The organism is Pedobacter sp. ASV28, assembly GCF_016428855.1.
Classification (GTDB): Bacteria; Bacteroidota; Bacteroidia; order Sphingobacteriales; family Sphingobacteriaceae; genus Pedobacter.
The window spans coordinates 30,077-53,308 of the sequence record NZ_JAELTN010000040.1; the positions used below are offsets into that span (position 1 = coordinate 30,077).

A 23,232-nucleotide genomic window follows, 5' to 3' on the forward strand; every position below is an offset into this window, starting at 1 on the left:
TAAATTGCTTTAACCCAAGTTCTCTAGTTGCTCGTCTATATATTTAATCTTGGTTTTTCCATGTGGTGAGGGTTCTCCATAATCGTTAATATTTACGAAAACAATTTTATCGATGGTAAGGATGCTTTTTTTAGTGATCTTGTTTCTTACTTCACAACACATGGTAATAGAGGTTGTCCCAAATTTGGTAGCCGTAATGCCTAATTCTATAATGTCTCCCTGTTTTGCTGAACTTACAAAATTAATTTCAGACATATATTTGGTGACTACTTTTGGATTTTCCAATTGTACAATGGCATAGATTGCTGCTTCTTCGTCAATCCATCTTAATAAACTGCCACCAAATAAACTGCCATTCGGATTTAAATCTTCGGGTTTTACCCATTTTCTGGTATGGAAATTCATGGTAATTGTATTTAACACTAAGATAGGTAATTCTGGCTATGGGCTCGTTAATACACTGTCATTTCAGGTGAAGGAAAGAAATTTTATGGTCGTAATGCACTATTTTAAATCTTTTTTAGAAACCCCATTGAAACCAATAATCGAATCGGGAAGATTTGAAAGTTCAATAGTTTGTTTTTGGTTAGGGACAAAGGTTTTGTAAGTGAAGTTTTTGGCCGTTTTTAAGGGAACTTCAATAAGGGTATAGGCTCTTGTTGCAGGTCTCGTATCGCCGATAAGTGCTCTTGGACCTTCGCCAATGCAAGCTGTATTTAATAACCTTATCCCTTCTTTTTGCGCGGGATAATAGGCATGCTGGTGCCCGCTGATATATAGGTCAATATGGTGTTCTTTAAAAAAGTCCATGGTTCTTTGTGGTTCTGCCAAAACTTCGCCAGGTTTGTTCTTGCTGGCTACTATGGCATATAAAGGTAAGTGGCCCAATAACACTCGAAGCTTTGCTTTTTTTGCCATTTTGGATTGCAGTTGCTTTTTCATCCATTCCCATACCTTATCGTCGACATTTGCTCCAGCAGCATCCCAACTGATAAAGAAGATATCATTCTGCTTATAGCTAAAGTAAAAAGGGAAATTGGATTGATCTATAAAATTTAAGCCCAGGTTATGCTGCTGTGTTTGCCAAAATGTTTTGGCCAGTGCCCGATCTTGCTGGTAGGAAGGCGAGGCATCATGATTACCCACGGTAAAACCAAAAGGGATTTTCATTTGCTGGATAGGCTGGAGGATATGCTTGCCAAAACTGCTCCACATTTCCTGGATGTTTTTTGTAGTTAAAGTCGCTTTTTGTCCGGCAACCATATCGCCACCACATAAAATCAGATCTGGTTTGAGGCTATCCAGCTCTTTTAACGTTGCATAAACATCGGGATGATATACTGTAGAACCATAGCTCGAGTTTAAATCGCTGATAACAGCAATTGTAAAGGTGTTTTTTGAAGGCTTAAAAGAAATGGGGCGTTGCCATGATGAACAGACGAATGCAAACAAACAAAGTATGGATAAAAGGCCAGGTTTCATTTAGCTAAGATAGGAAATTGTTGGGTTCAAACTTTGAACGGTACTTTCAGATCTACGAAGGGCATAAAAAGGGCTGGTTATAAAGATAACCAGCCCTTTTTATGGTATATATAGGCGTATTAATGAACATCTACAGGCACATTGGCATTCTTTTTGAATTTTTGCAGGAACAATAAAGGGATAGAACATAGCATGACCAAACCAGCTACCCAATAGGCATCGCTATAGGTAAGTAATAAACTTTGTTTAATCACAGCACCTTCAATTGCTTTCATGGCCATTAATTTTGCATCGATATAAGAGGCTCCCTTGGTCATGAAGTTATGGATATAAGCGTTTAACCTTTCAGTAAATGCAGGGTTGTACTCATTAATATTGACCAGTAGATTGCTACGATGGAAGCCTTGTCTAACATGAATCAGTGTAGTTAGTGCTGCAATTCCAAAAGAACCGCCAAGTTGGCGCATCATGTTGTTTAAACCAGAACCTTGACCTATTTCGGCACCTTTCAGGTCTTGTATGGCCAATGTGGTTAAAGGCACGAATAACAAGGCCATACCAAAGCCCCTAATTACCAAAGGCCAAAAAAACTGGTCGGTACCCGATGATAAGGTAGATTTGCTGAGCATATGACAAAAAATGAAGAACAACAACATACCGCCGGTGGCCATAAATTGTGCAGGAACACCTTTTTTAAGCATAATACCAATGAAAGGCATCATGGCAATGGTACATAATCCTCCTGCTATGAAAATTTTGCCGGTTTGCAGTGCCGAAAATCCTAATAAATTCTGACAGAAAATTGGAAAAACAAACACAGAACCATATAGTCCAAAACCTAATACAAACGAGGTAAACATACCAATAGAAAAACTCCTATGTCTCATGATTTTAAAATTCACGATAGGATGATCCGTGCTCAATTCTCGCCATATAAAAAGTAAGAGACCAAAAACAGAGCTTACCGCCAATACGGTAATATAAGGCGTAGCAAACCAGTCTTCGCTTTCTCCTTTTTCCAATAAGGTCTGCAAGCTTCCAACGGCAATGGCTAATAGCGCAATACCCCACCAGTCAACAGGCATACCTTTCCCGTCCTTGGGTGTCTCTCGAACGAACATGTACGTACAATAGGCTGCCAGTATACCAATAGGAATGTTTACATAAAAGATCCATGGCCAATTGCTGATTTCCAAAATATAACCACCAATGGTTGGCCCTACTGTTGGCCCAACAACTGCACCGAGACCAAATAGTGCCGTGGCAATACCCACATCTTCTCTAGGCCAGGTTTCTATCAATATGGCTTGTGCAGTAGAAATTAATCCACCACCAGCCAATCCCTGTAGGATACGAAAGCCAACTAATTCCCAGAGGGAGGTGGCATTGCCGCATAGGAACGAGGCCAATGTGAAAAGTATAATGGATGCCAGGAAATAGTTTTTGCGCCCAAATCGGCTTCCCAACCAACCAGACATGGGCAAGATAATTACATTGGCTACTGCGTAACCGGTAGATAACCAGGCCACATCTTCTAATGTTGCACCCAGGTTACCCTGTATTTGGGGTAGCGCTACGTTTACAATGGTGGTATCGATCAACTCCAATAATGAAGCGGTAATCACCGTAAACGTAATGACCCATTTTTTTAAACCTACTTCGGCCATTATAATGTTGTTTTAAATAAAGTGAGTTGTGGCGTTACTCCTTTTGCATGCTTTGCTAAAAATAGCATTAGGCCTATTCACAACCTTTTTGCCCTTATGCCGGGCATTGGCACTTCATTTTTTGGTTGTTATTTTTAAGTGTCTATGAAGAAGCACTTCGTTTTTTTAGCGACCAAAATGAAGAAAAGGTCCTAGTACTTTTTTATAAACTTAATGCTTAGTTGCGTTGTAGAGACAAAGGTTAAGGGCAATTTTAGTAAATTAAAAAAAGCTTTGCTAAGCATTTAGTTGACAGTCCAAGGTTGTTTTTATATGGTTACAGAAACTTTTACACTCATTCCAGGGCGTAATTTTTCAAGCACACTTTTATCTTTAGTGGTAAATTTTATCTTTACAGGTATACGTTGTACTACCTTTACAAAGTTTCCTGTAGCATTATCAGGAGGTAGTAAAGCGCCCTTGGCGCCAGTAATAGGGGCGAAATTGTAAACTTCTCCCTCGATATCCTGATCAGGATAGGCATCTACATCGATTTTAACTTTTTGGCCGATGCGTATTTTTTCTAATTGGGTTTCTTTAAAATTGGCAGTTACATAAATGCTATTTTCATTTACAATAGAGAATAACGATTGCCCTGCTTGCACCAATTGTCCCTTTTGTAAGTTTTTCCTGGAAACAATACCTGTAGTTGGGGCTTGTATTTGGGTATAGGATAATTGAAGTTTGGCAAAATCAACATCAGCCTGACGTTGGCTCACTCCAGAATTGCTTACCGTTAACTGTGATTGTGTAGTGCCAACTTGTTTTAAAGTGGCATTATATTGATCAACTGCAGCATCATAAGCGGCCTGAGCACTTTCTTTTTGGGCTTTTGCCTGGTCAAATGCCTGCTTGGTAATGGATCCATCCTTAACCAGGTTTGCGTAACGGTCAAAATCTTTTTGTGCAAGTTCTAGCTTAACTTTGGCTGCTTGTATATTTGCTTTGGCAATACTGGTATTTGCAGAGGTGGCAACAATCTGCGATTGGGATACACCAACGCCTGCATTTGCAGCAACTCGACCTGCCTGTGCCTGTTCCAGTTTAATCTTATAGTCGTTATCATCGAGTGTAACCAATACCTGACCTTGGTTAACTTTGGTGTTTTCTTCAAAGTTGATATCCTTCACATAGCCACTAACCCTGGCAATAACCGGACTGATGTCGCCATCTATCTGCGCATCATCGGTATCTACGTGTTTGCTATAGTAGTTGTATTCGGTAATGCCAAATACGGCGCCGATAATAATCAGCACGCCAAGTATGATTGGAATGACTTTGTTTTTCTTTTTTGCTGGGTTTGTCATTATATGATGTGTTTAAGGTTATTGAGAAATTTTTCCTGTCGATTTTAATAAAGTATAGTAGGCTAGTTTAGCATCGGCTTTGGCCAGCTCTAAATTGATTTTGGCTTGGTATAGTAAGGTTTCTGCATCAATTCTGTCGATAGCAGAGGCAATGTTGTTCTTATATTTTGATTCCAAGAGCCTATCATTTTCTGTAGCTTGTGCAATAGAGGTTTCTAAAACCGAGATCTTTTGGATAGCAAGCTTATAGTTCTGGTAATTTTTATTGAGTTCTGTTTTGACCTGATCAGAGAAGATGTCTTTCTGTATACCTATTTCCTGCTGTTGTATTCTCGCTTCCGCAATTTTGTTCTTATTGGTCCAAAGTGAGGCTATATTCCATGAAATGTTGGCACCCACGGTAATGGGCATAATATATTGCTGACTTGGAGGAATAAAATTGCCGCTAGGGTTGATGTAGTATAAATTGGCACCTATACCTACTGTGGGCAGGGCATTGGCTTTAATGGTTTTGATATTGTAATCTGCGACCTTGTGCTGTACATTAAGTTGTTGCAGTTCCTGTCTGTTGTTAAAGGCAGTGGTGATATAGTTGGTCAATGGCTCAAGCGATTGTAGGGGAAGATCCGCCTCCCTAATCTCTATTTCCGTATTTTCTGGAAGGCCCAATAATATATCAAGGTTATAATTGATCACTTTTTTATTGCTTTCAATTTCTAGATCGGTTAAGGAAATATTTGCCTGTTGAAGCTGAAACCTCAATACATCGTTTTTAGTGACCAAACCCTGATCGAAAAAGCGCTGAGCTTGTTTAAGCTGACTGGCAATGGCCTCTAGGTTTTGGGCAACTACTTTTTTGCTTTGCAATAGTTTATAGAGGGAGAAATAACTGTTGATCACAGCATAGCTCACTTCTTCTTTGTTCTTATCGGCGTCTAATTGTGCCAAATCTTTCAATAGTTTGGTAGATTCTTGTGCATATTTCAGTTTTCCTCCTCCATAAACCAATTCCTGTACTGCTGCGGTACCTATAAAAGCATCGGCTCTATTAGGTAGAGATATGGGGTTTGATTCGCCAATTTTTAAGGTATGGGTAGGAATTTCGGCATGGTTATATAAAAAGCTGGCGGTTGCAGTTGGCAAGGCATTATCTTTTACTACGGCAAGCTTGGCCACTGCCTCATCAATTTTTTGTTGGGATAATTTAAGGTTCTTGCTATTGGCAATACCTAGGTCTATGGCTTCTTGTAAACTCAGTGATTTTACCGTTTGTGCCTGTAGGGCAATAGGTAGAATAAAGATAGTTAAAAGCACTTTTATTTTAAATGGTATCATTGGGGTTTGGTTAAATGCGTAAGTATCATGTCCTGAAGATGGGCTATGAGCCTTTTTTTGATGGTTTCCCTATCTTCTTCGTTATTAAGATCGTAATTGCTATCGGGCGCTATTTTATTTGGAGAGGTGGTGACCATGGAAATGGTTCCCATTACACTCACAATAGACATTCTAATATCCACAGACCTGAAATCGCCACTTGCTATCCCTTCTTTAATAATATCTTCTATTACAAATAGATTTTGGCCCATCGCTTCTTTGATTTGTGCAAATACCTCTGGACGTAACGATAGGGAAAGTTCCCTGTGCATCATTTTGTGGAAACTGGCATTGTTCAATATTCGGGAGGCATATTTTTCGATTACTTTCAGCAGCTTGTCTCTAGCTGGAATTTTTTCTTCCTTGATCAGGTTGAGTTGAGATTTAAACCCCAAGACTCTTTCTTCCATGATTTCCATGAAAACGCCCATTTTGCTGCCAAAATAATAGTTGATCATGGCCATGTTAGCCCCAGATTCTTTGGCAATATGGCGGGTAGAAGTTCCCTCAAAGCCATATTCACAAAATAGCTTTTCAGCGGCTATGAGGATATCAGTCTTTTTATCGGTTTTTTCCATTTTTATTTTTGATGCGCAAAATTAATCAATCGATTGATTAATTTGCAATAGTGGACAGGTGAGTTTGACAAAACGATGATAAATAAAAAAATAGCGAGACAGATAATACCTGTTGAACGCTGTAATGATAGTTTTTATCTTTTTGCTGTAATGCTATTCGATTATCTTCACATGCTGCAATTATAAAGTTGTACTTTTCGTTTGTAGTTTTTGGATATAGCACTTTCCCATTATGGTTTGATGATTAGATCAATGATGAATCCCAAAAATATAGCAGAAAGAGAAAATGTGGCCATGCCCAATACATATGCAGCACAGGCTTTTAAGTAGCTTGTTATTTTCCTCTTATCAAAAAATTGTCCTATGGCCCAAGTAGAATATATGAGGAAAATGACAGCCGAAATTTGCATTAGATGAAATTTGGTCAAGCCTTCAAGAATGGCAAAAACAGAAAATATGAGCATGCCCATTCCCATGATGAAACATAAGAGAATTAATATTTCAAATAAATTATAACCAGCTTTTTTGAAGAAGATTTTCAGCCAAAATGAAATAAATATTGCCATGATGATATTTGAATAACCATAGTGGCTTCTTATCCAGTTGTTAATGGAAAATGTTGCCGAATTTTTGGTGCCATCTAAGTTGACATAACTATCTTTTATGTGAAAAAAATGAGCAATTATAGAATAGATTAATGAAGATATGATAATAAATATGATAGGCTTTACCAGTCTGCTTCTATTTTCGGTAATAAACTCTTTGATATTTTGCCCAGGTCTGAGCAATAGTTCTTTTATGGTATAAAGAATTCCTTTTTCAAAGTGGAGTACATGCTCAATTTCATGTTGGATATAATGGCTATCTATTCTTTTAAGTTTTGTAGGCTGACCACAGTTGGCACAGTAGTTTTTACTTGTTTCTTCGTTACAGTTTTTGCAATTGTTCATTTATATTTTTGAAACTAACTTAGTTGTACTTGTTTTATGCTGCTATTTTAAATTCATTTATAAAACATCAGTCGATTTTTTCATTTGGACCTTCAATGAATCCGTCTAAAGTTACGTCTAAATCTAAAATTATCTTTCTCATTAGCTTATTGATTTAAGGTTTCAGTGCTTCTGTATAATCCTTAGTTTGTTTTTCTATGGTTAGCGTGGCCACTTTAATAGAAGAGCCCACGCTTGTGGTTTTTGGATCGACGGCCATTTTACCAATAGTGGCCAGGGCATCTATATACCATTTGCCCCAAACTTCTATAATGTGTTTTTCGTCATCGGCAGACTTGCCATTGGCAATAGCGGTCTTGCTCAATTCAAATTCTGTTTTTAAACGGGCCAATGCATCTTCTTTTACTTGGCTTACGGTAGCTGAAGCTGTATTTTCGTTAGCTGTAATTAAGGTATAGGCAGTTGTTAGCGCACTAATTCCCACATTTTTCATGGTCGTTGCCGATACTTTGTCAATTCTATCATTGTCGGTGTGATAGAATACATCTGTAAAATGCCACATCAATAGGCCAGGTATTTTATACTGTAGAAAGGGGGTATGATCGCTGCCGCCTTCAAAGGGATTGAATTTGACGACCCAGTTGGCGTATTTGCCTTGTTCTTTACAAATGTCAAATACAAAATCATTAAAATAGTGTGGAAAAAGATCTTTTTCCTTTACATCACCCGCGCCCCATTCCGAGTGCTGATCTTCGCCCCTGGTCCATATGGCCGATGGGTCTGGCATTTTTTCCAACAGGAAAGTACCGCCCGTTTTTTGGGTGTCTTCACCTACCATATCTAAGCTCATACCCCATAAAATACCTTTGGCGCGGATGCTATCTTCCACAATGTAGCGTTTGGTAGAAACAATCTCGTCGCCCCATAAAAAAGTTAGACTACGCTCGGGTTTTAACTGATTGCTTTTTACCAATTGAGCGGTCAGACGTGCCATTTCTGCTAAGGTTCCTACGCCTGAAGCATTATCATTTGCACCTGGTTCTTGCACGTGTGCACTGTATACAAAACGTTCTTGGGGCTTTATGCTACCCCTTACATTGGCTACAATAGTCAACTCTTCTGCGGTATAGCTCTTGGTCTCGATATTTACCTTTATTTCTACTTTACCTTTTAGGCAGGCTTCCTTGAGCTTTTCTTTGGAGGCATATGATAGAAACAATGCCCAAATACCTGAGTTGGAAGGCATGCCACTAAATTGAATGGAAGTGGTGTGTTTGGTAGGTTGGTTATAAGCAGGTAGGCCAAAACCTAGTGTACCAATGGCACCAGCTTTTGCCGCCAAACTAATGAGACGTTGGGCAGGGACATCACCAAAAATGATTTTCCCTTTTAAATCTTTGTCTTGGAGGTCTTCCTTCGAAGCTTTATTGATGAAAACTACTTCTGCCGTAACGCCTCCTGTTGGGGTAGAAGTACAGTTGATCGGAATCATGTTTCTATTGGTTTTGAACGTTTGTAAAGGCGTACTTTCGCCCACAATGGAAATGCTGGCATCTATAGGTTCCCATGCGTTTTGTTTCATGGGGCGTTTCTCAATGCGATAGGTCAGCGCTGCTTCAAATTCGTTATCTTTTTGTTCTACATAGCCCGCTTTTTTCAAAATGTTCTCTACATAATGGATACTTGCATCAAATCCAGTATTGCCTGGCAGCCTAAAGTATTGCTCTACAAAAGCTGTAGTAGCAAAAGCATTTTTCTCATTGAAACCTGATCTGGTCAGTTTAAAATATTGATCTTTCTGGTTTTGCGCATGGGTATTGAAACTTAAGATCGTCAATACCATAAAAAGTAGTTTTTGCATGTTTATTTTCTAGTGTTTAAAGTTAATCTTTATATCTATTTTTAGAAAAGGTTCATGCCATTAAATCGGTTTTTGGATTCTTCCTTAGAATCCAAACTGCCTTTTGGCTTGGCTTTTGATATTTTATGTTGAAAATAATATTCCATGAAGAAAATTCTCATTACCGTTGCCATTGTTTTTGTTGTTTTATTGGCGGCTGCTGCGGCTATACCATTGTTTTTTAAAGATCAGATTGTTGCCAAAGTAAAATCGGTGATTAATGAAAAGGTAAATGCCAAGGTAGATTTTAAGGAGTTTGACCTTACCTTGATTAGTTCCTTCCCCAAAATGGGCATTAAACTGAACGACCTTTCTATAGTAGGCGTAGACAGTTTTGCACAAGATACCTTGGCCAATATCAAGCAGCTACAATTAGACCTTAATTTAATGAGTGTGATCAAGGGTGAAACTTACGAGATCAATGCGGTAAGCTTGAAAGAGCCAACCATTTTGGCCAAAGTTTTGAAAAGTGGCAAGGCCAATTGGGATATCATGAAACCAGATACTGTTGCTAAGCCGGGAGATACCACAGGTGCCTCGTTCAAGGCAGCTTTAGAAAAGTATACCATTGAAAAAGGTAAAATTACTTACGATGATGCCTCGTTAAATTTCTTTTTGCAGGCCGAAAATCTTAACCATACCGGAAAAGGTAATTTTACCCAGGATATATTCACCCTAAAAACCTTATCCGACATCAAGAAGCTTACCGTGAAATATGGAGGTATACCTTATTTGAATGGAGTGGCATTAGATGCTGATCTGCCCTTGGAAATGGATATGAAACAGATGAAGTTTATTTTTGGGCAAAATAAAATAAAGCTCAATGAACTGCTGCTTTCGGCAGTAGGTTATCTGGCCATGCCCAACGAAAAGGATATGGTGATGGATCTGAAGTTTGATGCACAACAATCAGATTTAAAAAACTTTCTGTCTTTGATACCGGCGATCTATACAGCTAATTTTAAAGATATGGAAGCTACGGGCAAATTCGGTATAGATGGCGTAGTGAAAGGTACCTACAATGAAAAATCTATTCCTACTTTTAATTTGAACTTGAGTATTACCGATGGAAAGATAAAGTATCCTGCTTTACCTTCGGCCATTAACCATATTCAGGTAAAGGCAAATATTGCCAATGCAGACGGTTTGCTAGATCACACCGTAGTGAACATTCCGGCATTTCACTTAGCGTTTGGTAACGCGCCATTAGATGGCCGGTTGTTGGTCAAAAATCCGATAAGCGATCCTTTCGTGGACATGGCCCTAAAAGGAAATCTGGATCTGAAACAATTGACCACAATCTTTCCGCTAAAGGATATGACCATATCAGGGGTTCTACTGGCAGATGTAAAGGCGGCTGGGCGAAAATCGTCGATTGATAAAGAACAATACCAAGACTTCAAAGCCTCGGGGCAAGTGCAGGCCAGTAACTTTGTATATGCAGGTAAAAATATACCAATGCCAGTAAGTATTCCAGCGGCTAAAATGACCTTTGGCCCGAAAAATATTACCTTAGATCATTTGAATGCAAAATTGGGCAAAAGTGATTTTGCAGCTAACGGTGCCGTAAATAATTACCTTAACTACGTGTTTAGGAAGAACCAACTGCTGGAGGGAAATTTCAATGTAACTTCTAATTATTTGGACGTAAATGAGCTGATGGGACCCGAAGTGGATAAAGAACAAGCCAAAAATACAAAAGATCAAGTACCATTAACCGTATTTGAAGTCCCCGCCAATATTAATTTCAATATGGCGGTAAAGGCCAATAAGGTAAAATACGATAAATATGATATCAGTAACGCCACGGGAGCAGTACAAATAAAGGATAAGACCATTTACTTTAAGGATTTGGGATTGGATATGTTGGCAGGGACCATTAAAATGAACGGTTCTTACGCAACAATTAATCCTAAAAAGCCGAAGGTGGATGTAGACTTTGGTATGGACAAGATTGATATTCAGCAGGCTTTTAATGCCTTTAATACCGTAAAATTATTAGCGCCAATTGCCCAATTTGCCAAGGGTACCTTTTCTACCAATTTAAAGTTCAATTCAGATTTGGATGAAAAAATGACGCCTATTTATTCATCAATAAATGCGGAAGGATTGGCCAATATTATACAGGCGGTAATAGATGGTTTTGAACCTATAAACAAGCTCGCATCATCTTTAGGGGCTAATGAACTAAAGAAATTGGAGCTGAATGATGTGAAAACGAAATTTAAGATCAGCAATGGTCGTTTAAATGTTTCGCCTTTTGATATTAAGGTAAAAGGAGTAAGCATGAATATACAAGGCTCTAACGGTGTAGACCAAAGTATGGATTATAATTTGGTTTTAAATGTACCAAGAGCGATGTTGGGTAGTAAAGCCAACGAAGCGGCCAATACGGCGTTGGCGAGTTTAAATGGTAAATTGGGTACTCATGTAGCGATAGGTGAGACGATTAAGATCAACGCAGATTTACTGGGTACTTTCTTAAAGCCAAATATCAAATTAAAATATGGGGCGGGAGAAGGAACAGCTACCAGTGCTGTAAAAACTGTAGTCAACCAAGTGGTAGAGGAGAAAAAAGCAGAACTTCAGGCTAAAGCCAAAGAGCAGGTAGATACTTTGAAGAAAAAGGCGGTAGAAAAAGCAACCACCGAAATAGGAAATAAACTGAAAGGTTTGTTTAATAAGAAGAAACAAGAAGAACCACCAAAGGAACAGCAGTAATTGATCCGTTTCGAAATTAACCCTAACCTCGTAGGTCTTTTAAGACCTACGAGGTTTTTTATATTTTTTTATTCCTAAAGTTGGCAAGAATCATCTGTACGGAAGATATTCGTAATTTTTTATTGAATGGTGCCTTTGGCTAATTCTTCTCTCAGTAGCTTAGCTATATCTGTAGTTGGCTCACTCAGTAAGATGATCTGAGTTCCCTTTTCTCTAGCAAATTGGTTCTCAATTTTAGCAAGTATACTTACATCTTTAAAAAGGCGGTGATCTCTACTAAAATCTGTGTTACTTGCATTTTTAACCCTAATGACTTGCTTTATTTCCCTATTTAAGTCCAGCCATTTTATATAGTCGGGAATAAAGGCATTGGCTCTTAAGTTCTTGTACTGCGTGTAATAGTTAATGGCTCCTGCCTGTCCATAATTATCACATAAGATGAAAATGCCCTCCTTATTGGGCAAACTGTTGTAAATAGAATCTACTTTAAAAGTAAGTTCTTTCCAGCCCAGCATGTCTGCAAAATCTTGTGAAATGGGATGTTTCTTACCATCTTCCCAAGTATGCTCGCTAAAAGGACGCTTTTGTTGTGCGCTACGTACATATTTTTCAGGCGTATAAATAGGTAGCGAAATCTTTAAGATGATATAGAAGAAAAATAAAATAATGGCTATAGCCATATATCGTAAATAGAATTTCCAGCCACCTTTTAATATTTCGGATAGATAAATAGCGCCAAAAGCAAAGAAAATGGGATAGAGGCCTATAGCGTAGTAAGCTTTAGCTTTTAGGGCAGCAAAGATCGTAATAGTGAATAAATAAGTCCAAAACAGGAATCGATACGGTCGGAAGGAGGAATATGTAAAAAAGGAGACAAAAGCAGCGATGATCATAAAAATAGAACCAATAAAAAAGAAGAGCTGTTCTTTAAAGAAGCTCATTCTTTTTACATGCACCAATTGTGTTTCTGCCAGTTCTTTCAGGTGTGTAAATACAGGGAATCCATTTTGATACTGCCATATTAAGTTAGGGCTAATTAGCAGTAAAGCCAATGCTGCGGCATAATACAAATGTGGGTTGAGATATAGTCTTCTATGCCTGCTCAACGCTAATGCGGGTAGTAGTCCCAATAAACAAAAGACGATATTGTATTTGTTCAGAAAACCAATGGCGAAGCTGATGGTTAGAAAATAGAGCCATTTATGGTTGTTGGTTTGGATAAAACGGATGAGTGCGTAGTATATTAAAGTCCAACATAGAATGTCTAATGAATTGGGTTGGTACAGTATATTGATCCTTACCAAAACCGAAAGCAGCAAAGCGATTGATGCCAATACGCATGAAAATAAGCTGCCCTTTAAACTCTCAATGGCTTTCCAAACCACAACGATGGTCAGCGCTCCAAAAAGTGCAGGAAAGAACTTTACCCAAAAATGAGCGTTTCCAAGCTGTAGGATTATCCAGGAAATCCAAGATGTAACAGGAGGAATAGAATGAAAGCCCCAGGCCAAATGTTTTGCTTGATCTAAATGAAGATATTCGTCTCGTTGAAGTTCATATGCTGGATTTACAACAAGGTATTGTAAGACAATTTTACTGGCTACGAACAAGAATAGCAAAAATGTACTTAGTTTTTTGTCGACTGGTTGTAGGCTAATAGACATTAATTTTTTATCGTTGAAGTTAAGATCGAAAAAGATGAATAAAGTTACAAGTATCTATAAAGTAATGGTTTGTATAGGGAGTCTTACTCGTTAATTATTGCATAAAGTATATGGTTTTGATAGGTTCCATTCTTCTGGGTGTGGCATCTTAAAAAGCCTTCCTTTTTCATTCCTGCTTTTTCCATTACCTTTCCCGAAGCAAGATTAAAATCGAAATGTGTGGCAAATATTCTTTTAAGCTTCAGGGTTTCAAAACTGAATTTGATAATGGCTTGGGCAGCTTCGGTTGCAAAGCTTTTGTTCCAATAAGTTTCAGCTAACCAATAGCCTAATTCAGCTTTGTTTGCAGCTTTGTCAATGCGTAAACCAATTCCCCCAATTATTTTTTCTAGTCTAATGGCGAATATATAATGATCTTTGTTTTCAAATCCGGTTTTGGAAAGGTTAATCCAGCATTTTGCACTTTCAGTGTATATGGAAAAGGAATATTGATGGTACGCTGTGCATACAATTCATTATGGAGTATGCTTGTAATTTCTACAATATCACTTTCTCGTGGTTGGTCTAAGATTAGCCTTTCGGTTTTAATTTGTGGAAACTCAATTTGCATGGTGATTACGTTCTATTCCGGATTTTAAAAGAACCAAAAAATACAAAATCCCACCTAATACAACACACCTGCAATTGTTGCAAAGATATCTTGGCTATCATAGTATAAACCCGTGTCTTTTTGCGATATTTCGTGAAGAATTAATCCGGTAAGTGCTACCGCACTTATGATAACTAGGAGAATAACTTTTGCCTTTAGAGAAATTCCTTGGTTCGTTATATGTTGTGTCAATAGCACTATCGTAATTCCTAATGTCATTAGACCTAGCCCTGCTAGAAAATTAGGAAGCCAGCCTAAAATTTCGCTTATCCATCCATATTTTTCTGCCCGTATATTGGCCGGATATATGTCCTTATGCCTTCATTTATGATAAAAATTAGTGTAGGTATAACGTAAAATATCCGTGTGGCAGTTTTTGTCATCATTTAAACAAAATATTACATCTCACAAAAGTTAGGCACAGAAAGTTTTCTGTGCCCTGATGACTTTATTTTTTCAATGGAGCCCTTTTGCTGAGTTCTTCTATGGGCATGTTCATCATTCGTCCAATAGGTTCTTTTCCTCTATAGGTAATCACCCTCAACATATTGGCATCAATAGGAACCAATAAGGGCTCCGTATATTTCGGATAAAAACGATCTGGAAAAGAGTTGTCGAAACTATAATAAATGTCTAGGTCATCTACCTCGGTGCTCAAGGTCACTAATAAATTTCCATCAGCGGTTCTTTTTGCGGCAAAAATAGGATCGTATACGCTAGGCGCATATTTAGTCTCCGCAATATCCAAACGTTTAAAATGTTGTTCGGTACGGCCAAAGAAATTTTTCCAGTTTTTCTTTTCCTTAGGGCTCCATACTGATTCGGCAATAGCGAAGCCACGTGGCCAGGTCATGTATTCTGCCTGGCGAATGTTGTATACCTGCTCAGACCATAGGTTAGCCTGTCCGCCCTTAATATATTTAGGATCTACACCTTCCGGTATAGGTTCAAATTCATAAGATTTGCTCAAGCGTAAGGAAGCGTACACTTTGGGTTCGGTAATCACATCGGCCTGCATATAATCTAAATAAGCATACTGTGTAGGGCTCATGACTACTTCGTGCTTTGCCATGGCGGCTTCGGTGCCATATTTCATATTTCTCCAGCTCATTACCGCTGCGCTTTGGGATACCCCACCTTCCAATACCTCATCCCAAGCCATAAATTTTTTGCCATTTTTTTGTACAATTTTTTCTACCCTGCGTTCAAAATAGCCTTGCACTTGTGCCATGGTCTTTAAGTTTTCACGCTTCATGAGTTCGGCTATTTGAGGGTTTTTTTCCCAAAAATTATAGGAAGCTTCGTCACCTCCCATGTGTATATATTCAAAAGGGAATATTTTGGCCACCTGAGAAATAACAGTATCTAAAAATTCATAGACCTTTTCATTGGCAGGGCACAAGGTATTATCCACCATGGCCAATGGGGGAGCACCGCGGCTCCAATCCATAATACGTTCACCGCTTCTAACTTTATAGTTAATGGCCTCTGGTGTACATGAAAGCTCTGGATAAGAGGCAATGGCAGCTAAGCTATGGCCAGGAACATCTATTTCAGGCATAATATTTACAAAGCGTTCCTTGGCATAAGCTACCAGTTCTTTTAAGTCTTCTTGCGTATAAAAGCCACCATAATTGCGAGGTTCTTCAGGTTTTGGGGGAATAAAACTTCCAAAGGTACCTACCTTCTTTACATTCCAGGCGCCAACTTCCGTTAACCTGGGCAAGCCTTTTATTTCAATTCTCCAGCCCTCATCATCGGTTAGGTGTAAATGCAAAATATTGTACTTATAACGTACCATGGCATCGATGTACTGTTTTACTTCATCCTTAGTGAAAAAGTGCCTGGCCACATCGAACATCAAGCCTCTCCATCCCAATCGTGGATAGTCGGTAATGGATACACAAGGTGCTTGCCATTTCATGTCTTTTATTTCTTCTTTGCTTTCTATCTCTTTAGGGAAAAGCTGAAGTAAAGTCTGTATGCCATAGAAGATGCCCGCCGGCTTGTTGGCCGTAATGGTGATCAGCTGTGGCGCTACAGATAAATGGTACCCTTCGGTGCCAATTAAAGCATCATTCTTATCGGTTAGAATTAATTTTATGGTTGAAGCGGGCGTGTTATTAGTGGTAGCACTTGCATAATAGCCAGTAGGTAAGGTTAGGCGTTCTTGCAAAAAGTTGATAGATTGTTTCAGTTCATTAGGTTTTGTAGCCTGTATGAGAATGTTTTCAGGTAATACAAAATGACCATCCTGTTTAATGAGGGTTACGGGTTCTGGTATAATGGAAATTTCACTATGGGCATGATTGGCTGTTTGATTGAATGTTAGGCCATCTGTAGCTACAATGGTGTTTTGCGTAAATCCACTTAATGATGCAAGTATTAGAATTGACGATAGTAATGATTTCATTTTGGATGGGTTGGTGTGAAGAGGCAATTTATCGAAAATTTGGGAGCTGGACAATTGATTATTAAAAAATATTAAAAACTTATAGTGGCGTAGTAACAAAAGATTAAGGAATTAAGAAACATTTAGACTTCATTAAATCTTATGTTGTAAATGAAATAACCACCTTAGACATTTTAAAATATTTAAGCTTAGATTTTTTTAGGTTGCTAAGGTGGTGAAATGCGAAAACTTACTTTAACGCATCTAAAACCTGAAATAATTTTCTGCTCATTCCAGAACCGCTGTAATTGTTGATATTGATAACGGCAATATATTTATTCCCATTTTTATTGGTGTAATAACCTGCATAGGCTGAAACATCATTAATGCTTCCGCTTTTCAAGGTCATGCCGTTGTTTTCCGGAAAAGAATTGGTATAATCGGCAAACCATTCTTCTTTTTGCACGTGAAATAGGATAGAAGCCATGGCCATGGTGGTGATTCTGTTACCAGGAGAGAGCCCGCTTCCATCAATCATATTCATGGCCTTTTTATCCACCCCTTTGGCCGCCCAAAAATTAATAACGGCATTGGCCCCATTTCTGGTGCTAGGTTCTTTACCTTGTTTATAGGCAATGGTTTTTAAGAGCTGTTCGCCATATAAATTAATACTTTTCTTATTGAACCAATATATAATTTGGCTTAAGCTTGGAGAATAGCTAACTAATAATTGATGCGTATCGCCAGCTATTTTTTTGTTTTCCAAATCTAATCTTCTGGCAGAAGTGGCAGCCTCGGTGCAGTTGATGTTTAAACGTTTTAAGGTATCTTGCAGGCGATAGGCCACATCGAATGCCGCATCTGGGAGCGAGAGCGAAATTCCCGTTTTTTTAATACCCATTCCCCAAGTTCCACGTATATAACCTACCTCGCCATAAGGAGGAAGAAAGGCATAGGCATTATCACCCGAACCATTGGCTCCAGTCTTCAATTCGTTGACCAATTTAAGGTAGGGCATTTGTGGTACGGTCTTAATCACTTCCACATTGCTGCCTATATCATTACCTGCTTTTAGGTGTACATCAAATTGATTTTCTCTCCAACAGAGCGATGATCCACCAGCACCGTAATAATTACCGATATCTTGCCATATCCAGCCCTGGGGGATGGTAGAGGTGCCAAATAAACGGTCGTCGCCAATAATAGCACCTTCTATTTTTTTTATTCCTGCCGCCCTAATGGCACTTGTCCATTGGTTGAGCAGGTTACTTTCTTTACTTTGTTCATAACGCCAGGAACCCAGGGTTGGGTCACCACTTCCCGAGATAATGATATTGCCCTGCAAAATCCCATCGGTAGTGATCTTACCGGTATAGACTAATTTGGTTTCATAGCGAAAATCTTTGCCCAAAGTATAAAAGGCCGTAGCAGAAGTTATAGTCTTCAAGGTAGATGCGGTTGCCAATCCAATATTTTCATTTTTGGCGAAGATGATCTTTCCGGTATTGGCATCCAATACACAGAGTGATGTAATGGCATATTTGGCCTGCTCGTCATTTTCTAATAATCGGAAAGCATTTTCCAATTTTTGGGCAGTAGTTTGGGCAAAGCTGATGCTGGCATTCAAGCATAAAAATGTAGCTATTTTGAGTAGTTTCATTGATGTGGTTAGGTGTTTGAGCTAAAATAATAAAAAATCGTCATTGCGAGGTACGAAGCAATCTTACAGATGGTAATACTTTCGCTTAGGATGGCTTCGTGTTGTGCTATGAAGAGAACAATGGTAAAATAAATGCATAAAAAAAGTGATGCGGAAGGCATCACTTTTCATTATGCTGGGTAAAGATTACACTAATTTGTTTTCCATCAGGTACTCTGCAATCTGAACAGCATTCGTTGCTGCACCTTTGCGTAGGTTGTCGGCCACAATCCACATATTTAGGGATTTAGGTTGTGATTCGTCCCTACGTAAACGACCTACAAATACTTCATCTTTTTCATGGGCATCTTTAGGCATAGGATATTTTAGGTTGGCCACGTCATCAACCACGATCAGGCCAGGTGCATTTTCTAAAATAGTACGTAGTTCGGCCAGATCAAAATCATTTTCAAACTCCACGTTTACCGATTCAGAGTGACCGCCCATTACAGGGATACGTACAGTGGTAGCGGTTACCCTAATACTATCGTCGCCCATAATTTTATTGGTTTCCTTTACCATTTTCATTTCCTCTTTGGTATAACCGTTATCTTGGAAAACATCGATGTGTGGCAATACGTTCAAGTCGATTTCGTACGGATAAGCCTTAGGGCCGTCAATGCCTTTGCGTTCGTTCATCAATTGGTCTACCGCTTTTACACCTGTACCCGTAACCGATTGATAGGTAGATACCACCACACGCTTGATCTTATATTTTTCATGCAAAGGCTGTAAGGCCACCACCATCTGTATGGTAGAGCAATTGGGGTTGGCAATAATCTTGTCCTCTTTGGTCAACACTTTTGCATTTACTTCTGGGACCACCAATTTTTTGCTCGGATCCATTCTCCAGGCTGATGAATTGTCGATAACCGTGGTGCCAACTGCGGCAAAACGAGGGGCATCTTCTAGAGAAGTACTTCCTCCTGCAGAGAATAGGGCAATATCTGGTCTTAGGCTAATGGCAGTATCCATGCTAACAATCGGAAATTCCTTACCCTTATACTTAATTAACTTACCAACGCTCTTTTCAGAAGCTACTGGGATTAATTCGGTCAACGGGAAATTTCTTTCTTCCAATACTTTTAACATTACGGTACCTACCAATCCGGTGGCACCTACTACTGCAATTTTCATTTTTTTCTTGATTATTTTACTATATTTAAAATTAAAAATGTTTAATGCCCAAATATGAGAAAAACTTTACTCTTTTTATTGTTATTATGTACGAAACTTACTTTTGCTCAGTTAAATGATAATTTTTCTGATGGAGACTTTACCAATAATCCAACTTGGGGAGGCTCGACAACATCTTTTCAAATTTTGGACGGTTGGTTAAAATCTAATGGGCCGCAAGCGGCCAGTACACTATATTTGACAACACCAAATACACTAGCAACTAAGGCCGTATGGGAGTTTAATATGAGCCTGAATTTTGATCCTAGTACCACTAATTATCCACGTATATATCTAGTATCCAATAAATCCGATATCGTTACCACTACAGGTCTTCAAGGGTATTATTTGCAGTTGGGTTCTAGTACAAGTGCCGAAAACTTTAGTTTAGTACGACAAAATGGGGCTACTGTTACCACAGTTTTGGCTTTGCCAGATAAAAGCAGACCTAGCGCAAGCACTGTAAATGTAAGGGTCAAGGTAGAAAGAGACCTTAACGGTAGATGGGATATTTATACTGATTTCACAGGTGGAAACAATTTTACACATGATGGCTTCGTAATTGATAATACCTATACCACAAGCACTCATTTTGGGGTGTATTGTAGGTATGCTACCACTTCAAGATTTGACGGATTTAGATTTACGGATTTTAAAATTTATGAGTTGATTGACAATACGCCGCCTGCTGTACTTTCGGTAAAATCATTGAGCGATAAATCTTTTGAGGTGGTGTTTGATGAGCCCGTTGATCAGGCTTCGGCCTTATTGGCCTCGAACTATATTCTGTCAAATAATGTAGGAAGTCCAGTATTGGTAGAAAATGGAGGGACGGCTAGTTCTGTAAAGATTACTTATGCCAATGATATCGAATCGGGAAATTATACCTTATCTGTTGCTAATATTGCTGACGTTAGGGGGAATATAGCATCTACACCCAGAACAAAAAGCTTTTTGCACATTAAGTCATATACGGCAAAAAAAGGCGATGTGGTCATCAATGAAATAATGGCCGCTCCTATAGCCTCGGCACCTGCACTTAACAAAGAATATATTGAACTTTGGAACACGACCGATAAATACATCATTATTACTGGATGGAAATATAAAGATGCATCGACTTCCATTGCTACTTTTGCTGCAGATACATTGGCACCAAAAGAGTATAGGATAGTTTGTGCTACTGCTGATGTGGCAGCTTTCAAGGTTTATGGTAAGACCTTGGGCATTTCTCCATGGCCTACCTTAAACAACGATAAAGATGACCTTAGCTTAATGTTGCCTGATGGCTCTACCATTATAGATGCAGTTTCTTATGTGGACACTTGGTATCAGGATAATGCCAAAAAAACAGGCTATGCTTTGGAATTGATAAATCCAAATAGTCCCTGTGGTGGTGCCTTCAATTGGACAGCAAGCACTGGTACCAATAATGGAACACCTGGTGCCCAAAATTCTGTTTATAACCCTCAACATATAGATAATGTTGCCCCCAAATTGTTAAGCGTTACCATTTTGTCTACTACAAGTGTTCAGGTAGATTTTAGCAAATCTATTAATGTTGGTATGTTAACCGATGTGAACAATTACTTTATCAATAATGGTATTGGAAAGCCGTCGGCGATACAACTCAACGGCACTAGTGAGAGTAGTGTGATATTAACCCTGACCAATGCCATTGTACCTAATACCGAAAGCTTGCTTACCGTAACTAATTTGGCCAATTGTGCCGGAATTCCAATTGATCCGACAGCCAATACCGCAACGATATTAATTACTGGGGCAATTAATGCAAATGACATATTAATTAGTGAAATATTGTTCAATCCGAAAACCGGAGGATTTGATTTTGTAGAGTTATATAATCCTACCAATAGAATACTGGATTTAAAAGATTTAACCCTATCTAACCCTACGGCTACGGGCACTACTGGACCAAGCAAAAGGACGATAACCACTACTTCGGTATTTATACGCCCTAAAACTTATTGGGTATTAACGGCTAGTCCGGAAGTTGTGAAGCAACATTATCAGGTTGAATACCCTAATCAAATGGTACAGATAGCCAGTATGCCAGCTTATAATAACGATAAGGGAACAGTAGCCATATGGAAAGGTGATGATGTGATTGATCAAGTGGCTTATACAGAAAAAATGCACCACCCCTTGTTAAAAGAGGTTAAAGGAGTTTCTTTGGAGCGGGTTTCTTTTACCAAAAGCGGTAATGAACCGGGTAACCTACAATCTGCAGCAGCCTCAGTAGGTTTCGCTACGCCTACCGATGTGAATTCGCAACAGGAAGATACCAGTGTTAAAAATTCGGTTACATTGGCCAATAAAACCTTTTCGCCAGATAATGATGGTTTTGAAGACCAATTGAATATTGATTACAGATTTAAGGAAAATGGAAATTTGGCTACCATTAATATTTATACCGATAAAGGTGTTTTGGTGCGTAAATTGGTAAGAAATATTACGTTTTCTACGCAAGGTACCGTTACTTGGGATGGTCTTAATGATGGGGGACAGCTATGTAAAGTTGGTTTATATGTGGTCAAGGTAGATATCTTTAATGTAAATGGGACATCAGATAGCTTTAAGCAGACCTGTGTGTTGGCCTCGAAACTTAACTAACATAAGCGGTGACCTTCTTCCTCTCTAAGTTTTTATTGTTCCTGATCCGTCCATTGGTATGGATTTTAGTACTTGCGGTATATGCCTTGTTCGCTAAAAATAAGCAGCGAAAGAGGAGGGCATTAATTGGTTCGATTGTACTGCTGCTCTTGTTGTCCAATAAGTTCGTACTGGGTGAGGTAGCAAGTTGGTATGAGCCAAAATATCCGGTACTGAAGCATTATGATGTGGGCTTGCTTTTGGGTGGTTTTTCTAGTTATAATAATGAAAACCAATCTTTAAAAGCACAGTTTTCCGGCGACAGGTTAACCCAAACTATAAAGTTATATCATCAGGGAATAATTGATAAAATCTTGATGAGCGGTGGAAGTGGTAGCTTGTTGGAACGAAATCTACCAGAAGCAATTTATACTGGACAGTTTTTAAAAGCGATTAATATCCCAGATAGTGTGGTAATGATAGAAAAGGAAAGTAGAAATACAAAGGAAAACTTTCAGTATACCCTTCAAATGTTAAAGGCCTTAAATAAGCCTAATGCTAAGATTTTGGTAATTACAAGTGCTTGGCATATTCCCCGAACTAAATTACTGGCCGAAAAGCAAGGGATAAAAAATATAGATTATTATCCTACAAATTCATTAACCGATAATTACTCTTTTGAAGATTATCTATTGCCACAGGCAAGTGCCATAAATGGATGGGAACTACTCATTAAGGAGTGGATAGGGTATATCACAACTTTTATCGGAATAACTTAATCTTTTTAGAATAAGATAAAGCACTATATCTTACGATCTTTTTGAACAGACTTACGAAGTTTAACTTTTGCTAATTGTTATTTTTTAACACAAGGTAAACGTTTTCACTTTTAAAAACAAAAAGCGCTGCGATGATCATTGCAGCGCTTTTTGTTTAAAGATTTTTGTTGCCGATATGTGTTTGTAGTAGCGGTCTATAGCCAATACCAATTGGTATTTCTTCCCCGGCAATAATCAACTGC

General features: G+C 38.6%; 17 protein-coding genes. 3 read left to right on the forward strand and 14 right to left on the reverse strand.

Features of this window, described 5'->3' with window-relative positions; translation table 11 throughout:
• Positions 1 to 9: 9 nt before the first annotated feature.
• From JHD79_RS14990 to JHD79_RS15025, 8 genes are all read right to left on the reverse strand, one after another.
• A complete protein-coding gene (locus tag JHD79_RS14990) occupies positions 10 to 405 on the reverse strand; it encodes an acyl-CoA thioesterase (protein WP_199120110.1) in 396 nt (131 codons plus the stop codon).
• Between the two features lie 99 nt (positions 406 to 504).
• Entirely contained in the window at positions 505 to 1,482 is a 978-nt protein-coding gene (locus JHD79_RS14995; RefSeq protein WP_199120111.1) for a metallophosphoesterase, read from the reverse strand.
• Between the two features lie 119 nt (positions 1,483 to 1,601).
• On the reverse strand, positions 1,602 to 3,149 hold the full coding sequence (locus JHD79_RS15000) for a DHA2 family efflux MFS transporter permease subunit (RefSeq protein ID WP_199120112.1): 1,548 nt from the start codon (positions 3,147 to 3,149) through the stop codon (positions 1,602 to 1,604).
• 308 nt (positions 3,150 to 3,457) lie between these two features.
• On the reverse strand, positions 3,458 to 4,495 hold the full coding sequence (locus tag JHD79_RS15005) for an HlyD family secretion protein (protein WP_199120113.1): 1,038 nt from the start codon (positions 4,493 to 4,495) through the stop codon (positions 3,458 to 3,460).
• 18 nt (positions 4,496 to 4,513) lie between these two features.
• Positions 4,514 to 5,830, reverse strand: coding sequence for a TolC family protein (locus JHD79_RS15010; protein WP_199120114.1), 1,317 nt, complete (start codon positions 5,828 to 5,830; stop codon positions 4,514 to 4,516).
• Entirely contained in the window at positions 5,827 to 6,447 is a 621-nt protein-coding gene (locus JHD79_RS15015; RefSeq protein WP_199120115.1) for a TetR/AcrR family transcriptional regulator, read from the reverse strand. The genes JHD79_RS15010 and JHD79_RS15015 overlap by 4 nt, the downstream gene beginning before the upstream one ends.
• 230 nt (positions 6,448 to 6,677) lie before the next feature.
• The gene (locus JHD79_RS15020; protein ID WP_199120116.1) at positions 6,678 to 7,397 is read right to left on the reverse strand and encodes a DUF3667 domain-containing protein; all 720 of its coding nucleotides are present in this window, start codon (positions 7,395 to 7,397) and stop codon (positions 6,678 to 6,680) included.
• 154 nt (positions 7,398 to 7,551) lie between these two features.
• A complete protein-coding gene (locus tag JHD79_RS15025; RefSeq protein ID WP_199120117.1) occupies positions 7,552 to 9,258 on the reverse strand; it encodes a M28 family peptidase in 1,707 nt (568 codons plus the stop codon).
• 144 nt (positions 9,259 to 9,402) lie between these two features.
• Between JHD79_RS15025 and JHD79_RS15030 the strand changes: the two genes are divergently transcribed.
• A complete protein-coding gene (locus tag JHD79_RS15030; RefSeq protein ID WP_199120118.1) occupies positions 9,403 to 12,018 on the forward strand; it encodes an AsmA-like C-terminal region-containing protein in 2,616 nt (871 codons plus the stop codon).
• 119 nt (positions 12,019 to 12,137) lie between these two features.
• Here JHD79_RS15030 and JHD79_RS15035 read toward each other — a convergent pair whose 3' ends face one another.
• The 6 genes from JHD79_RS15035 to JHD79_RS15055 form a co-directional block, all read right to left on the reverse strand.
• Positions 12,138 to 13,682: a glycosyltransferase family 39 protein gene (locus tag JHD79_RS15035; protein WP_199120119.1), complete on the reverse strand. Its 1,545-nt coding sequence runs from the start codon at positions 13,680 to 13,682 to the stop codon at positions 12,138 to 12,140.
• A gap of 83 nt (positions 13,683 to 13,765) precedes the next feature.
• A complete protein-coding gene (locus JHD79_RS23175) occupies positions 13,766 to 14,158 on the reverse strand; it encodes a GNAT family N-acetyltransferase (protein ID WP_370583342.1) in 393 nt (130 codons plus the stop codon).
• Positions 14,071 to 14,292 (reverse strand): hypothetical protein, encoded by a 222-nt coding sequence (locus JHD79_RS22825; RefSeq protein ID WP_233164724.1) that lies wholly within the window; start codon positions 14,290 to 14,292, stop codon positions 14,071 to 14,073. Before JHD79_RS22825 ends, JHD79_RS23175 begins: the two co-directional genes overlap by 88 nt.
• 487 nt (positions 14,293 to 14,779) lie before the next feature.
• Positions 14,780 to 16,744, reverse strand: a complete 1,965-nt coding sequence (locus JHD79_RS15045; RefSeq protein WP_199120120.1) for a beta-N-acetylhexosaminidase — start codon at positions 16,742 to 16,744, stop codon at positions 14,780 to 14,782.
• Between the two features lie 229 nt (positions 16,745 to 16,973).
• Positions 16,974 to 18,383 carry a D-alanyl-D-alanine carboxypeptidase/D-alanyl-D-alanine-endopeptidase gene (dacB, locus tag JHD79_RS15050; protein ID WP_199120121.1) on the reverse strand — a complete coding sequence of 470 codons (1,410 nt, stop codon included), beginning with the start codon at positions 18,381 to 18,383 and terminating at the stop codon, positions 16,974 to 16,976.
• Positions 18,384 to 18,569: 186 nt separating this feature from the next.
• The gene (locus JHD79_RS15055) at positions 18,570 to 19,559 is read right to left on the reverse strand and encodes an aspartate-semialdehyde dehydrogenase (RefSeq protein WP_199120122.1); all 990 of its coding nucleotides are present in this window, start codon (positions 19,557 to 19,559) and stop codon (positions 18,570 to 18,572) included.
• Between the two features lie 54 nt (positions 19,560 to 19,613).
• Here JHD79_RS15055 and JHD79_RS15060 point away from each other — a divergent pair, with 54 nt between their 5' ends.
• The gene (locus tag JHD79_RS15060) at positions 19,614 to 22,232 is read left to right on the forward strand and encodes a lamin tail domain-containing protein (protein WP_199120123.1); all 2,619 of its coding nucleotides are present in this window, start codon (positions 19,614 to 19,616) and stop codon (positions 22,230 to 22,232) included.
• Between the two features lie 8 nt (positions 22,233 to 22,240).
• Entirely contained in the window at positions 22,241 to 22,990 is a 750-nt protein-coding gene (locus JHD79_RS15065; protein WP_199120124.1) for a YdcF family protein, read from the forward strand.
• Positions 22,991 to 23,232 lie beyond the last annotated feature (242 nt).

Excerpts from the sequence above, each read along its gene's own strand:
- JHD79_RS14990 (WP_199120110.1), bottom strand. The coding sequence starts at position 405 with ATGAATTTCCATACCAGAAAATGGGTAAAACCCGAAGATTTAAATCCG.
- JHD79_RS14995 (WP_199120111.1), bottom strand. The coding sequence starts at position 1,482 with ATGAAACCTGGCCTTTTATCCATACTTTGTTTGTTTGCATTCGTCTGT.
- JHD79_RS15000 (WP_199120112.1), bottom strand. The coding sequence starts at position 3,149 with ATGGCCGAAGTAGGTTTAAAAAAATGGGTCATTACGTTTACGGTGATT.
- JHD79_RS15005 (WP_199120113.1), bottom strand. The coding sequence starts at position 4,495 with ATGACAAACCCAGCAAAAAAGAAAAACAAAGTCATTCCAATCATACTT.
- JHD79_RS15010 (WP_199120114.1), bottom strand. The coding sequence starts at position 5,830 with ATGATACCATTTAAAATAAAAGTGCTTTTAACTATCTTTATTCTACCT.
- JHD79_RS15015 (WP_199120115.1), bottom strand. The coding sequence starts at position 6,447 with ATGGAAAAAACCGATAAAAAGACTGATATCCTCATAGCCGCTGAAAAG.
- JHD79_RS15020 (WP_199120116.1), bottom strand. The coding sequence starts at position 7,397 with ATGAACAATTGCAAAAACTGTAACGAAGAAACAAGTAAAAACTACTGT.
- JHD79_RS15025 (WP_199120117.1), bottom strand. The coding sequence starts at position 9,258 with ATGCAAAAACTACTTTTTATGGTATTGACGATCTTAAGTTTCAATACC.
- JHD79_RS15030 (WP_199120118.1), top strand. The coding sequence starts at position 9,403 with ATGAAGAAAATTCTCATTACCGTTGCCATTGTTTTTGTTGTTTTATTG.
- JHD79_RS15035 (WP_199120119.1), bottom strand. The coding sequence starts at position 13,682 with ATGTCTATTAGCCTACAACCAGTCGACAAAAAACTAAGTACATTTTTG.
- JHD79_RS22825 (WP_233164724.1), bottom strand. The coding sequence starts at position 14,292 with ATGCAAATTGAGTTTCCACAAATTAAAACCGAAAGGCTAATCTTAGAC.
- JHD79_RS15045 (WP_199120120.1), bottom strand. The coding sequence starts at position 16,744 with ATGAAATCATTACTATCGTCAATTCTAATACTTGCATCATTAAGTGGA.
- dacB (WP_199120121.1), bottom strand. The coding sequence starts at position 18,383 with ATGAAACTACTCAAAATAGCTACATTTTTATGCTTGAATGCCAGCATC.
- JHD79_RS15055 (WP_199120122.1), bottom strand. The coding sequence starts at position 19,559 with ATGAAAATTGCAGTAGTAGGTGCCACCGGATTGGTAGGTACCGTAATG.
- JHD79_RS15060 (WP_199120123.1), top strand. The coding sequence starts at position 19,614 with ATGAGAAAAACTTTACTCTTTTTATTGTTATTATGTACGAAACTTACT.